General features: G+C 58.7%; 11 protein-coding genes and 1 pseudogene. 6 read left to right on the top strand and 6 right to left on the bottom strand.

All coding sequences use genetic code 11. The features are described 5' to 3' along the window. Positions 1-106: 106 nt before the first annotated feature. The 5 genes from BANT918_RS05065 to BANT918_RS05085 all read right to left on the bottom strand — a co-directional run bounded on the left by BANT918_RS05065 (position 107) and on the right by BANT918_RS05085 (position 7,199). Entirely contained in the window at positions 107-2,125 is a 2,019-nt protein-coding gene (locus BANT918_RS05065; RefSeq protein ID WP_145996938.1) for a CDP-glycerol glycerophosphotransferase family protein, read from the bottom strand. An 899-nt stretch (positions 2,126-3,024) separates the two neighbouring features. Beyond that, complete coding sequence (locus BANT918_RS05070) at positions 3,025-3,948, bottom strand: LCP family protein (RefSeq protein ID WP_101619202.1); 924 nt, start codon at positions 3,946-3,948, stop codon at positions 3,025-3,027. Between the two features lie 113 nt (positions 3,949-4,061). Further along, positions 4,062-4,898 carry a hypothetical protein gene (locus BANT918_RS05075; RefSeq protein ID WP_145996939.1) on the bottom strand — a complete coding sequence of 279 codons (837 nt, stop codon included), beginning with the start codon at positions 4,896-4,898 and terminating at the stop codon, positions 4,062-4,064. 244 nt (positions 4,899-5,142) lie between these two features. Then, positions 5,143-5,976 carry a YceI family protein gene (locus BANT918_RS17985; protein ID WP_101619204.1) on the bottom strand — a complete coding sequence of 278 codons (834 nt, stop codon included), beginning with the start codon at positions 5,974-5,976 and terminating at the stop codon, positions 5,143-5,145. Positions 5,977-6,017: 41 nt separating this feature from the next. Continuing rightward, entirely contained in the window at positions 6,018-7,199 is a 1,182-nt protein-coding gene (locus BANT918_RS05085) for a YbfB/YjiJ family MFS transporter (protein ID WP_009881685.1), read from the bottom strand. 237 nt (positions 7,200-7,436) lie between these two features. Between BANT918_RS05085 and BANT918_RS05090 the strand changes: the two genes are divergently transcribed. Continuing rightward, positions 7,437-9,029: a hypothetical protein gene (locus BANT918_RS05090; protein WP_101619205.1), complete on the top strand. Its 1,593-nt coding sequence runs from the start codon at positions 7,437-7,439 to the stop codon at positions 9,027-9,029. 660 nt (positions 9,030-9,689) lie between these two features. Here BANT918_RS05090 and BANT918_RS05095 read toward each other — a convergent pair. Then, positions 9,690-10,139, bottom strand: a pseudogene (locus BANT918_RS05095) (cation:dicarboxylate symporter family transporter); the annotation flags it as partial. A gap of 106 nt (positions 10,140-10,245) precedes the next feature. On the opposite strand from BANT918_RS05095, the gene BANT918_RS05100 reads away from it, so the two are divergent. From BANT918_RS05100 to BANT918_RS05115, 5 genes are all read left to right on the top strand, one after another. Continuing rightward, the gene (locus tag BANT918_RS05100; RefSeq protein WP_193078820.1) at positions 10,246-10,569 is read left to right on the top strand and encodes a hypothetical protein; all 324 of its coding nucleotides are present in this window, start codon (positions 10,246-10,248) and stop codon (positions 10,567-10,569) included. 165 nt (positions 10,570-10,734) lie between these two features. Further along, positions 10,735-11,817: a type IV toxin-antitoxin system AbiEi family antitoxin gene (locus BANT918_RS05105; protein WP_145996940.1), complete on the top strand. Its 1,083-nt coding sequence runs from the start codon at positions 10,735-10,737 to the stop codon at positions 11,815-11,817. 40 nt (positions 11,818-11,857) lie between these two features. Beyond that, positions 11,858-12,658 (top strand): hypothetical protein, encoded by an 801-nt coding sequence (locus tag BANT918_RS05110; protein ID WP_096161071.1) that lies wholly within the window; start codon positions 11,858-11,860, stop codon positions 12,656-12,658. A 168-nt stretch (positions 12,659-12,826) separates the two neighbouring features. Beyond that, positions 12,827-12,970, top strand: coding sequence for a hypothetical protein (locus BANT918_RS17340; protein WP_167389382.1), 144 nt, complete (start codon positions 12,827-12,829; stop codon positions 12,968-12,970). Between the two features lie 419 nt (positions 12,971-13,389). Further along, entirely contained in the window at positions 13,390-13,797 is a 408-nt protein-coding gene (locus tag BANT918_RS05115) for a hypothetical protein (RefSeq protein ID WP_133066580.1), read from the top strand. Positions 13,798-14,021 lie beyond the last annotated feature (224 nt).

Consider the following 14,021-nt stretch of genomic DNA (forward strand, 5'->3'; position numbering starts at 1 on the left):
TTCAGTGAAAATGGCAACCTCAACGAGGACTGTATTAGGGGACGCACAGCCGAGGAGAAGCATAGTGATAATGCAATTTTGCGAATGAGACACCATGGACGTTTCATCATAACTTGATCACTCGGCGCATGATTGCCTGGCAAATATCTTTACGGTCGACCGTTCCGAAGAAGCTATCGATAGAGGCTTTATAAGCGACACGATCAAATTTATACGCTTCATTAATAATGTAGGAAACAATCGCTTCGACTTTAGTGAACACGGGCCCAAGGCCTAACGCTTCGTAGTTTAAACGCCTATTGTACACCTGGGACCTGTAAAAGTCCTCTGAATCCTGTTGGTAAAAAGCAATGGGTACTCCCGCGAAAGCAGCGTCTAGTGCTACTGAGCTGTAATCGCTAAATACGAATTCACTATTTTCTATTATATTCTGGTAGTTCTCATAACTAATCTGAATGTCACTGCTAGTGTGAAAGCTTTTCGATTTGCCTTGAAGATTGGGATGTAGCTTTATCTTTAGGACTGTCTCAGTCGACCGCAAATACTGTCGCAAGCGTTCGTTGTGAATAAGTTCATTGATCTGTTTTGCTGTTCGAGTTTTGGAAAAATCGTCGTCCGATAATCCGTGGTCTTTAAAATTCCATGTTGGCATGTAACTTATTTGATTGGAACGAACGTCCTTTTTGCGGAGACTTTGTAGGCGTGGCATGCCGCTTGCAAGCGTTTCAACCGGGGCTATGGTTCGTAAATATTGGGTTTCCATCTCGCCTGTTGATACTATAAGATCAAAATAATTTGAAGCTAGCCAGGCGGTCATGTCGTTCAATTGTATGCCGTGTTGCAGATAAACAAACCTTGAATTGGAGAAGTCCTTTCCGAATCTGTTTATATTCATAAGTTGGGATGAAATAACAACATCGGATTCGAGAAGTATTTGGTCAAATTTTGGAGAATAAAAGTTGACTAAATTGAAGCCCTGCTTGAGTAGCCTGTTCCAATCCGGCGATGATTCATTTAATGCAAAATAGAGATTAGTGTAGTCGGGCATTTTCTCCGCGATGAATCGGTATAGATGCTCCGCGTTGTCGTCAGCTTCGGTGGGCCGGTCGAAAAGAAGTATTGTTGAGCGGTTTGTGATCGGCCGCCGATAGAAATCGTATTCTCTTGGAGATGAACTACGGTTTCGCAGTGACTTTGGTCTGTATTCCCGGTATATGTATGTTGATGCATCTCTTGTTCGTACTGTGTTGATTAATGCGGAAGGGGGTGACAATTCTAGCGGTGAAGTTGAAATGCGTGTGTACAGATCATGATCTGTCAGTACTTTTGTCAGGTGTTCAGTCGAGTCGGGATTGGCTAGTGTTTGTACCCACATCGATTCGATAGGATGATGTTGCTTTGCTAGCTCGATCAGCGGCGTTAAGTTGTAATGTTTAATTAGCCGCCCCATCTCTTCAAGGCTCAGGTTCCCTTTGGATCTTTGGCGTAGTCTTCGTAGGGCTAATATTAGCAGGCGGAGTATTCCTCGTCTTAGCTCAAGAGAAGAATCAGTTGCTATCGGCAGTATTTGATTCTCCGAGCCCCGCAACTTCATTCCACTCGAATTGATCATGGGATTATTGGATGTGTAGGCCTCACCTGTAGGTTGAGTGTGGAGAATGTTCCAATAAAGTCTATAGGTCAGATAAAGTGTCGATTTGTCTATTCTTGTGGTTATCGCACGTAATTTTCTAAGCTCATCTACATCAAAGAGCTTTCCGTAAATGCTTAAGTCTCGATAATAGTCGTATTCCGTTTGCCGCGCTGCCCACGAAGGGTTATTAGGTAGTGTGGTGGTGAAGGTATATGGCTCAACCAGTTTTGCGCCTGTGGCGCGAGCAGTTTGAATCAGGTTTGGGAATAACCGGGCAGACCAGTTGTGGCCCTCTTTTATGAAAATTGCGTATTGTGTATCGATACTTGTGATCTGTTCCCAGAGATGTTTATGTGAGAGAGCTCTTTCTGCATAACGTATGGTTGCCGTATGCTGACTACCAAGTTCGGCTTTGATTCTATCTACTATCGTAGGAGTATCTTTGGTATCTTGGTCTACGAACCTTCGTGCACCTTCTACGACGATGGTCACGCTTGGGAGAGTGGACTGCACGGACGGGCCTCATTTTGCTTATATCGCGTGTTCGTTGACTCATTGAATATATCGCTTATGGAGGCTTGGCGCTAAGGGAAACGCTCGTCTTGCGTTTTCGCACACGTTTCGCTGAGCCCTTCAATTTCTAGACAAAGGACTGCATGGGCGGGCGCGTTCTGCAAAACACCGTCGGCGCGCACCCGGATTATCTGGCTATGCCAGTTCTGCTGGCGAGGTGTCCGGCGCTGAGGGTATTGCGGGATATCGGCATACGCGATTCAAGGATGGCTTCCTAGGTCAGGCGTCCAGGGCGTGAAAGAGCAGCCGGGGGCAATCTTCACTTCACGAGATGAGCAGGCCGTGTTCGTTTTTTGTAGCCACGCTGCTAGGCTTGTCTTGGCCCAGTTGGCGGCGTCGCTGGGGTAGATACTCGTGGGACGGTCTGAAGTGCTCGTACGCATCGAAGAGCTGGTTCAGGTGCCTCCGTGTTGCGAGCTCCTGTCATCGGTGGTGGCAATTGGCGTCAGGGACACCGTGTGGATGCCTACTGAGGCTGTCGGTAAGGGCTTCGCGGTTGTTCGAGTCCTGGGTTTACGGAGCTTAATTCGCCAAGCGATGGATACGCGAACTCAAGCTTGCAGTCGGTGAGAGACGCGGATCGACATACTCGAGATGCTGCGCGAGAACTGCCTGTCTTCCAAGTGCTTATGTCTATGACGACGCGCACGTTATCGGTACCTTCAAAAAAGGCAGAGAATGCTCCCGCTTTGTGCGCAGTCGGTTAGGTATTTCTTCGCGGAGAATTGATGCAACAGTTTGAAGAGCTGGCAACCGCACGGTGGAGACTTGAAAGTCTCCGGCCAGACGACGGAGCCTTCGGATGAATCTTGCAGATTTCAGTACCCCAAAGACTCGAGGTAGCGGAAGAAGTCTGCGAGGTCGTTGCTGGCCAACGTATTCTTCAGCGGAGGCATCGCCTCGGGATCAAAATCAATGATGACCGTGCCGTCATCCTCGCGACGTGAGTTCGTGGGCACGGTGACCACTGCGATGTCATCCGTCTGCAAGGTGCGGAGGCCGCTGGCGATCTTGACGAGCTCACTCGTGGTCAGCTCGGCGTTGTGCTGAATTCCTGAAGCGAAATGTCCGAGCACAGCCGCGCCCTTGTTCGGGTGCTTGACCAAGCCGCCCGACTTCAGCCCCTGGACGAGTGCGCGCACGACCGCACGCTGGTTGCGGGTTCGCGTCTGGCCGGCATCATCGACGGGGTCCGCTGCGGTGAAGATCGACGATGTCGCTCCGTCGAGGTTGTTCGTCCCCTCGACGAAGTCGGTACCGCCAGCGCTGAACGCAACGCGGCTGTAGACCTGCAGACCGCCGAGTTCGTCGATGACGCGACCGAGCGCGTCCGATTCCAGCTGTGCAATGTGATCGATGCGGGTGCCGAGGAACTCCTCAACCATGGCGACGACAACCGCCCACCCGCCCTCGTCGGCAATGGCCGCGAAGGTCTGACCGGCCTCGATCTGAGCGGAGGGGTTGAGAACGAGAGCTGCGGCGAAATCGCCGGCGGAGGGAACATGGATGACCGCGAAGATGTCACCTTGGCTCGATGACTGTTCGGCCGCCTCGGCGGGGTTTTCGGGATTCGTCACCCGAAGCATCAGGGTGCGGGAGTCGTCCGCAGTTGGACGGATGTCTGCGGGCGGGAAGGCAGCCTCGGTGGGAATGGTCTTCGATGCGTCGTCGAACTCGGCGCGGGCGGAGTTGAGGTCCTTGAGAGAACCGATGGCGGAAACCATCTTCGTCAGCTTGGCCATGGCAGTCCTACTTCCTCTGTCCGGTCATTTGGTGCTGGTCTCAATAGTAGCCGCGGGTGAGAGCGGCTCGTGTACCGATCTCACCCGCGGGATACGTAGAGCGAGAGGAGCTTTCAGCGCTCTCCACCGTGCCAACTGCAAGTCCCTTGGCCGGACGAATTGGAAACGGTGCCATCGTTGCACTGAGTTGGTCCGCCAGAGTTCCCCTCATACTCGTTGTACGGGCCCGGGTATGGGTAGTCGGGGCCGGAACTGCCGTACTCGGGTGCTTCGTCCTCGAACGCGTCTGAACTGTCATACGGGTCGGGAGCGTCTGGCACCGTTGGATCTGACCTGTCGGACTCCGGCGGTGTATCGAAATCGTACCGAGTGATGAACAGCTGATTGTCGTAGTAGTCCGAGAAGTCCGCAGCCGACAAATTGGTGGGTCCGATGGTATTGACCGTTTCCAGAAAAGCCAAAGAGATCAGCTGTGCTTCCGAGCCGTACCTTTCGAAGTTCGTGCCGTAATCGTCGATGCCACACCAGAATGAACCGTTCACCATGAAGACGAAGGTTTCGAGCAGAAGACCAGAGCGAGGATCGTCGGCGAGGGTGTCGGCAGACCTCGGGCCATAGACACGAGTGCTGCCAGCCTCAGAATACGAGTCGCATTCCTTGTCTGCGACCGACAGCCATTCATCTGGTTCTACGTCAATTCCATAGCGAAAGGCGAGCACTTCGCCGTAGTAGATGAGCTGTTCGTCCTCCGCCGAGTATGGGTCCAGATCCTCAGACACCGCCTCGGGCGCTGGTTCGTCAACGGCTGCCGGATTGACCTCCTCGATGGGGTCAGCGGAGGATCCGGTCGAATCACCGGTCTGCGGTGGCTTCTCGACTGTAGAGCAACCCGAAAGAGCGACGAGGGCAAAAACTAAGACCAGCGCGACAAAGGCGCGTCTTATATTCACTTGCCACAGCAAGGACCTCAACAGAGGTGAGCGATGCTTCACGGGACCCCGATTCGATTCTGACCGAAGCAGACGACTTATCGTAACTGGTTACTCGTGAGCGAGAATGCCTCTGGCCGGGGTGGAGGGCAACGGTTATCAATTCGTTGGAATGAGGGTTCCTGCGGTGCCGGTACTTTGCGCATTCCACCCACAAACACCTAGACCGAGCAGCTTGTCGCTGCTCGGTCGAGGTGTTCTGGTTTCAGCGGAGGCCGAAGAGTTTGCCGAGGCCGCCTCCGGACGGCTGAGAGTCCGACTGCTTGACCTCAGGTGCTTTCTCGGCCGGTCTCTCTGCTGGAGTTTCGGCGGGCTTGACCGGCGGCGGGGGAGGGAACTCCTCGGCGGCAGGTTCTGCCTTCGGGTCCACCGATGCTGCGCTTTCGGGAGCCTTCGGCACGGGAGGGGCAGGCTCGTCAGCGGCTGGGGTCGGGGTCACCGACTCCGGCGCTTCCGGCTGCGGGGCTGCGGTGTCGGCTTTCGGAGCCGGGGTCGCCTCGGTGACGGGTTCCGGGGCCTCGGCGGGGGCCTCGTTCTCATCGGTGGTCCTGGACGAATCGGCGGGGGCCGCCTCGGCGACGTTCTTGATCAGGGAGAGCTCGAACTCGAGCGTGATCTTGTCGCTGACGAGTACGCCACCGGAATCGAGCTTCGTATTCCAGGTCACGCCCCAGTCCTTACGGTCGATGCGGCGCGAGCCCTCGAGGCCGGCGCGCAGGTTGCCGAAGGGATCGGACTCGACGCCGATGAGCTCGAGCGGGATGGACACGGTCTTCGTCATGTCACGGATCGTCAGATCACCGGTGACGATATAGGAGCTCTCGTCCACCTCGTCGATGGCGGAGGAGACGAAGCGGATCTCCGGGTAGGCGTCGACGTCGAAGAAGTCGGCCGAGCGCAGGTGGGTGTCCCGGTCCGCGCTGCGGGTGTCGACGCTCGCGGTCTGGATGATGACTTCGGCATTCGAGTCGGCGAGATCCTCGGCGATGTCGGCGAAGCCGGAGACATCATTGAACGCTCCGCGCACACGCGAGACCATGGCGGGGGTGGGGTGACAACGGCGTCGCGGAATGAGTCGTGTCAGCGGTCGACGTTGCCGGTGACGACACCGACCAAGGTCAACGCCATGGCAATGGCCAAAGCGATCGCTGATGCGATGAAAGCAACGGCGATGTGCTCGCTCAGGGCCGCCGCGACGATGGCCGGTCCCACGATCTGACCGATGCTGTACCAGGACGTCAGCTTCGCCGAGGCGTTCGTGACACCCATCTGTGTGCCGATGCCGATCGTCATCATGACCACCCCTATGAAGGTGAAGCCGAAGAGGGCAGCGGCGATGATCAGCACGAACGGAGTGGAGCCGAAGACCGCGAGCAGGGCGCCGAAGACCTGGAGGCAGTAGCAGAGCGTCAACGCCTTGACCGTGCCGATGCGGGCCGCGACGGCCGACCACGTCAGGGGAGACGCTGCCGTGGCGATCCCGGCGATGAGCCACGTCGAGGCGGCCGCCGTCGCTCCGAAGACGGGACCGGCGAGCACGACGAGGTAGGTGCCGATGATGATGTAGCCGCCGCCTTGGAAAAAGTAGCCGGTGGAGAGGAGGGCCATGGCTCGGCGACGGTTGGCCTCGAAGGGAGTGGGCGTATCGGTGGATTCGTCGGTGGTGGTCGGTTCAGCCGCCTCGGCCGGGGTGTGCTGGGGGATCCGGGCGGGGATCGGCCAGGTCCAGGCGAGTACGGAGAAGATCGCGGATACGGCCGCGCAGATGAGCCACAGCTGCCGCCAATCGGCGATGCTGCCGGCGGCGAGCACGATGGCTCCGGAGACGAGGATGCCGAAGCCGACTCCGCCGTAGGAGATGCCGCCGTCGCGCGGTTTTCGGGAGTTCGCGGGAATCCGTTGGGTCACGCAGACGAAGATCAGCCCCGAGGCGATGCCGGCGATCGTGCGGATGCCGCCCTGCCAGATGAGGTTCGGGGTCAGAGCGACCGCGGCGAGACCCACCGTGGAGACGATGAGGCTGAGCCGGTAGACGAAGCGATTGGGTTCGACCCAACCTTGAGCGATGACGAGGGTGCCGATGAAGTAGCCGACGTAGTTCAGCGTCGCGATCCATGCGCCGGGAGCCGAACTCCAGTACAGGGCCGCGACCATGAGCGGCAGTGCCGGAGTGTAGAAGAACCGGCCCATGCCCATCGCCACCGAGAGGCCAAGCGCCCCGCGAACCGGGGTGAGAGCGGGCCTGGCGATGCTTTCGGGCATGGCGGTTCCTCTCCTCGGGTGGGCTCAGGTGGCGTGATCTCCACCACTACGATGCCATGGTCTGGAGGCGGCCGCCTCGGCAGGTGGGGATTCGGACAACCTCTGTGTATTGGTGGGCTGGGCGGGTGGTGTCTCGGTCTCCGTGGTTTCTCAGTGCGACTGTGGAAGTTGTTGATTCTGCGGAGACAGGGCAGAGTTATTGTCGTGGGCATCAGGCGGAGTATTCAAGGTGGCGTCGTGGCGCTCGCCCTCGTTCTGTCGGGGTGTTCGTGGTCTGATTCGGACGGTACGTCGTCCTCGAGCCAGTCCCCGAAACCGAGCCCCACTCCGACCGAGTTCGAGCAGACTTTTGCCGGCGACGTGTCCGGTGAGGACGCGGTTGTCTCGGCGACCACCGACCGAACGGGCCCGAGTCTCACGGCAGACAATGTCGGAGTCTCTTTCGAAGCGACCGACCTCGCTGATCCCAGGCTCGACCCGGCGCAGTCCAACCTCGACGAGCAGCTGAAATCCCTCGGTTCGCCGGCGCTGCGGTTCGGCGGCAATGCCCTCGATCGAAGAACGTTCTGGACGTCAAAAGGTGAGAAAGCGAAACATGGCGAGAAGGTCACCATCACCCCGGATGACCTCAAGCGGTTGAAGAAACTCGTCGACATCACCGGCTCGTCCGTCACCATCGGCATCCCCTTAGGTACCTACGATCCGGGACGAGGAGCGGACATGGCCGCGCACGCGGTCGACATCCTCGGCGATTCTCTTGTCGGTCTGGCAATCGGCAACGAACCGAACGGGTACACCGTCAAGGATGTGCCCAGCGGTGCCGTGCGCGGCAAGGGCTGGAATAAGGACAAGTACGTCAAACAGCTTGAGGCGTATGCGAAGACCATCCATGCAAAGCGGCCCGATGCGCCGATCATCGGTCCCGATGTCTACGACGGGGCATGGATGGAGGCTTTTGCCAGCTCCGGGGTCAAGCATAAGAAGGCGATTTCGCAGCATTGGTATCAGCTCTACGAATGCGATTCGGCTCAGGTTCCGGGGCGGGGGCCGCAGGCGGCGAACCTCATCGATCCCTTGGCGAAGAAGGCGGCGAAGAAGAATCTCGGCATCGGCAAGTCGAAGGCTGACGCTGCGGATTTGCCGCTGTGGCTCGAGGAGACCGGGCCGACGAGCTGCCCGGGCACGAACGACACGTCACTGACGAACGCGTCAGCGTTGTGGGCAGCCGATTACACGTTGTATGCGGCGACGCTCGGGGTCGAGCGGATGGCCATGCACTCGATGCTCGGGGCGTGCAATGGGGGAGCGCCGATGTCGCTCATCTGCGATCCGGCCGATCACGGGGACCGGTCGAACGCGTTTCAGGTGAGGCCGAATATGTTGGGGCTGCGGCTGTTGGTGCCGAGCCTCGGCGGGGAGTTTACGAAGACTTCGGTGTCTGGCGGCGGGAACATGAGCGCCTACACCGTGGTCAAGGACGACGGCAAGACTCTGGTGACGACGGTGATCAACGCGAACGATGCGGCCTCGGTGGGTGGGAATCCCGTGACGCTGTCGGTGCCTTCGGAGTTCAGTGTGTCGTCGGCTTCGCAGGTGTTCGGGGAGTCGAACGACGTGAAGAGCGCTACTCAGGTGGTGCCGGCTAATCCGCTGACGGATGATGTGCCGTTCAGTGGGGATGGGGCGGGGGCTTCGGCGTCGGCTGGGGCTAGTCCGTCGGGTGGTTCCAGCTCGCCGCAGGCCACTGGCGGCATGGGTGACGACGGAAAGCTGCGGATCGATCTTGCCGGGAGTTCGATGACCGTGTTTGTGATGTCCAAGAGAGAATAACTGAGCAGCGGGGCGGAGCCGAAAGAGGCCGTAATCATGTCCAGCTCACTGTAGATGTGATGCCCTGTCTTCCTGTCTGAAGGCAGGGCATCACATCAAGAAGCAAGTTGCTCAGTGAACCTCAGCCGTTTCACTCTTGTCGGTTTCGGTGATCAGGAGACGTTTGGCGTCATCTGGGGGTGATTGTGAACGTAGGCAGTCGGTCAAAACCACGGTGGAAGCTTACTTAAGTTTTGTCAGCTGTTGGAGAGCTAAGCAAGAAGAGTTCAACGCAGCAGGGCAAAAATGCTGGTCAGCGCCTCGGCCCCTTTCTTAGATGCGTCGCTGAGCGCTTCCAAATAAGTAAGAGAGCGGCTGCGGCCACAAGCGTGCGATCGCGACTAAGGTTGTGGCGCCACAAGATCTTACGGTGTTCTGCCAAGCTACGAGTTATGCATGTGCGTTGATGTAGGTGACTTCCTGTTTGAAGCGCCGAGCTGACAGGAGGCGATCTGACCTCGGCGACTTACGACGTTGCTCGGATCCGCGCTTCCGTGGACCTCTGCCTCGCGGAAACGGCAGGGCCGCCTCGTCGAGGGGAGATGAAACACCACGGGTGCCGACCTCCTCACGATGAGGATATCGGCACCCGTGGTGGTGTAGCTAAGGAACGTTCGAAGATCAGCTCACGGACGCCTTCGCCTTCTCGCCCTGGTCATCCCAGGCACCGGGAGCCGGGGCGCCGTGAGCATCCGGCTCGAGTGAAAGCTCATCGAAGGGGCTGGAGCCGTTGAGTGCCGCACGTGCCTGATCGAGGTCGATCTCGCGGGTCCACTTGCCGATGAGCAGGGTGGCCACGGCGTTGCCGGTGAAGTTCGTCAGGGCACGGCACTCGGACATGAACTTATCGATGCCGACGATGACGCCCATGCCGTCGAGGAGTTCGGGTCGGTGTGATTGCAGTCCCGCGGCCAGTGTTGCCAGTCCCGCACCGGAGACACCGGCGGCACCCTTCGAAGCGATGATCATGAACACCAGCAGCGAGATCTGCTCGCCCAGGCTCATCGGCATGCCCATGGCGCTGGAGACGAACAGCGAGGCCATGGTCAGGTAGATGGCGGTGCCGTAGAGCCGGTCGAATGAGTTCCAAACGCGTCCGAACATGCCCGGGCTGCGACTGCTCGTGCCCAGCCTCGGCGGGGATTTCACTCGGAGTGCGGTCAAGGGCGGCGGGAACATGACCGCCTACATCTTTGTAAAGAACGACGGCCGCACCCTGGTGACGACGGTGATCAACGCCAACGAAGCCGATTCGGTGGGTGGCAATCCGGTGACGTTAACGATGCCTGATGGTTTTTCTGTCGATTCGGCCTCGCAGGTCTATGGACCCTCGAATGACGTCAAGAATGCCACTCAGGTCGCGCCGACGAATCCGTTGCCTGGTGAGGTTCCGTTCAGTGGGGCGGGGCGTCGGGATCTGCTGGTGCGAGTGCGTCCTCTGCCCCGACCGACGGGGCGGGGGATAGTACGTTGCGGATCGACCTGGCTGGGAGCTCGGTGACGGTGTTCGTGATGAGTAAGAGAAGTGAATGCCACTAGATTTTGAGGGTGGCAAGCAGGCGGTTGGTGCCGCGATGAGGAGAGTGTCGCCGACGGCAGTGTCGTTGTCTACGAAGCGCACACAGTACATGTTCAAAAATTCTCTACGTTCAAGTATTATGAACATGTGAATGATTTGAACGTTGGTCGTGGCCACGGAGCCGTGCACGGCGAAGCCATTGCCGCGAACGAACTGACCGAACGTATAGTCGAGCGGATCTTGGCGCTGCACCCGGATATTGTGGCGGCCACTAACGTCGTGCGCGAGACATTCGAGGCCGATGTAGAACTCACCGTCCCGACTCGGGACGGGCCGCGCGACGTTGTGGTGGAGATTTCATGGGGCACGCAAGGTGGCCTGGCCCGCAGATACCGGCACATGAGGAGCCGGGTGGGTGGACCTGTGGTGTTGGGTCTGCCCTACGTGGACACAAGGACGGCGAGACGCCTGCGTGCAGAGGGGATACCGTTTATAGACGCGAGTGGCAATGCCTGGATCGATCTGCCCGGGTTCTACGTCGAGGTCGACGGACGCAGGCCGGTGATGGAAGGGCCTGACCGACGCCGCGCAGGGATCGGCGAGCTTTCGGTTGCAGGATTGCGGGTCGCGTTCGTCGTCCTTATCGATCCGAGCTTGCTCCTTCAGCCGGTGCGAAAGGTTGCGCAAGCGGCTCGGGTATCGACGGGCAGCGCACAGGCCGCCCTTGTATCAATGGCAGAAAGCGGACTGATAGTCCGCGGACGGGCCGGACGGTTGAAGGATCCGGAGGCTCTCGCCCGAACTTGGCTTTCAGGGTACTGGTCCCGACTTCTGCCTAAGCTCAAGGAGGAAACCGTGTTCGGACCCAAACCGGAATGGTGGACCGAGGGGGGCGGCGACTCGACTGTGATCAGGGGCCGAGTCAGCGGAGATGCGGCGCTCGCTGCGCTGACCGACCGAATCGTCCCCACGACGACGATCGTCTACGGTGAGCCATCGTGGCTGGATGTGCGCAGGCGAGCCCGACTGAGTGCGGCGGGAACGGGCAGCCGGGTCATCCTTCGGGAGCGATTCTGGGACCCTGAAGTGCTCGCGGAAGCTCTCGGGGAATCTGCGACGGTTCCGCCGTTGCTCGTCTATGCCGACTGCAGGGCGAGTGCTGATCCTCGAGTTCGGGAGATCGCGGATGAGCTCGACCACCTGCCTGTCGTTCAAGGGGCACAGCGGTGACTACGAGATTGCTCTGTGGCGGCACCTCCGGAGGTGAGCGGTGACATACGACATGTCGGAATTTGCATTGACCAACCGCGAGTGGCACGTCATGGACTTCGCCGTCAGCCGATTCCCTGACGCGTTCCTCCTCGGTTCTTATGCGCGAGACCTTCACACGCACGGGTTGGCATGTCTGCCGCTGGGGCGGCGAACGGTCGATGCCGATTTCGCGGTGGAGGTAGCGACTGAGGGCAACTTCTCCGAGCTCGTCGAAGGCCTCACACCGTTGAGCGGCACTGGCCTGTGCTTCACAGTCGACGGCTTCCAGCTCGACCTCATCCCATTCGGCGGAATTGAGTCCGAAGGAATCATCGAGCCGCAAAAAGGTGTGACGCTCGACGTTACGGGAATGAGGGAGGCCCACGAACACACAGTGAGGTTCGCGCTGCGGGACGAGCTCGTCGTGCGGTGCCCTGACCTCACTGCGCTCATCGTTCTCAAGGTCATTGCCTGGGACTATCGACAGACCAGTACCACTAAAGACGGAGAGGATCTCGATCTTCTACTCCAGGCGACCTCTTCGGGAGAATATGAAGAGGAAGTCTGGGCTGACGAAGAATCAGGGGATCTGGTCGGGTGGCAGCCGCATTGCATCGGGCCGTTCCGTGTCGGCAGACGCGTGCCTGAGCGATATGCGCCCGACGTCGTCGCCCGCATACGGAAAATAGTAGATGGAGACTCTGCGGAAGCTATCGTCGCCAGCTTGCAGATCCAGCCTCATTTCGAGGAGCTCGCGCGTGAACGGATTCTTGCATTCGCCTCGGGGATCGATCACGCACTCGAAGGTCGAGATAGCTAACGAACCCAAGGCAGTGGGGATGTTGCCGCCGACAGGTTGGCACCTTGGAAGCTGCCCACTCGCGGTCAGATCTGTGTCTAGAGCCCCATAGACCATTCTGGCGAAGGAATCGTCCTTGCGCCGGTCGACGAGTCCACGCTGATCACCTGCGTTTCGCAGGACCCCACATTGTGGCGCCTTGCCGGGTGGGACTCTCCGCATCTGGGGTTGTCGGATGCTGCTCTCGTCTACTGGGATGTGCTCGCCAGCGCAGACGTCGACAGCGCTGAACCTGCCGAGCGCGTCGATCGCCTCCTTGCGACAGGACCTTGAAGGCCGAGGCAGGGAGGCCCACTGGAATACGTGTGCACGCCCTCAGCATCTCCGATGCCCTTGGCTACCGTGGCCGATGCCATGGCTGGTGCCAGCGACCACTGGATCGTCGGTGGACACATGGTGCGCCTGTTGCTACACGTTTTTCCGGCAGTATGTTGTGCTTGAGCGTAGCTACCGCACTGCCCTATTTATGAAGAGCCAGATGAGTCCCATGCGTGGAGCTGCAGGTGACACCGACAGCTACTCGCCCGCTACCGAGGTCGCTGACATCACCACGATGATGGATCTCGCCGGTCCTTGGGGCCATCTGCTTAGGCCACTCGTTCGGCTCGCTTTGGACATTGGCGTACTCGCGGCAACATGGATTGGTGGAGGCACTCACCGCAGCTATGGGCCGCCCTCGCCACACAGGGCCAGTGGCTGGCGATCGTCTGCCCGGCCGCGATGAGATCATCGACTGTAACGAACTCGATGGCAAAATTGAGCACGCCATGATCAATTTCGTCGGAGTGCCAGCGGAGGCGCTACCTTCTATTCGCAAAATGCCGGTCCGGGGCAACGCCGTGCTACTTTCTCCTACTTGGGTGCTCCAACTACGCGAGATCGATGCGCGGGGTTACGACATTATCGGCTTTGCCAAGACTGCAGTTCCGACTCACCTGATCCCGGGAACAGCGACCACGGGTTTCCTTGCGCAGCTGGTCCACGCGCTGGCACAGGTCACCACCGATGCTGTGGGTGCCGACCACTCTGCCCAGTTGCCCGTTCACGGTGACTTGGCCCTCTCAGTTTGGGATGGAATCGCGGCACCCACCGTAGGTTGAGGAGTTGAAATGTGTAAATACGGGAAGGGGACGAGTTGATCCACTGAAAAGACTGTGTTGGCCATGGGGCTTGAAGCCTGAAAGTCGCACGCTGTCAGGGTGAGTCCCATAGAGTGGTGGCATTCCCACCAGGGACTTTACCCCCAAAAATGTGAAGAACCATCGTGGGATCCCGCTAGTAGTTCCGCCAAGAACCTCACGAAAGGCATCCCACGATGGCTGAC

This window comes from Brevibacterium antiquum CNRZ 918, from assembly GCF_900169145.1.
Classification (GTDB): Bacteria; Actinomycetota; Actinomycetes; order Actinomycetales; family Brevibacteriaceae; genus Brevibacterium; species Brevibacterium koreense.

Excerpts from the sequence above, each read along its gene's own strand:
- BANT918_RS17985 (WP_101619204.1), bottom strand. The coding sequence starts at position 5,976 with ATGGTCTCGCGTGTGCGCGGAGCGTTCAATGATGTCTCCGGCTTCGCC.
- BANT918_RS05100 (WP_193078820.1), top strand. The coding sequence starts at position 10,246 with ATGACCGCCTACATCTTTGTAAAGAACGACGGCCGCACCCTGGTGACG.
- BANT918_RS05085 (WP_009881685.1), bottom strand. The coding sequence starts at position 7,199 with ATGCCCGAAAGCATCGCCAGGCCCGCTCTCACCCCGGTTCGCGGGGCG.
- BANT918_RS05070 (WP_101619202.1), bottom strand. The coding sequence starts at position 3,948 with ATGGCCAAGCTGACGAAGATGGTTTCCGCCATCGGTTCTCTCAAGGAC.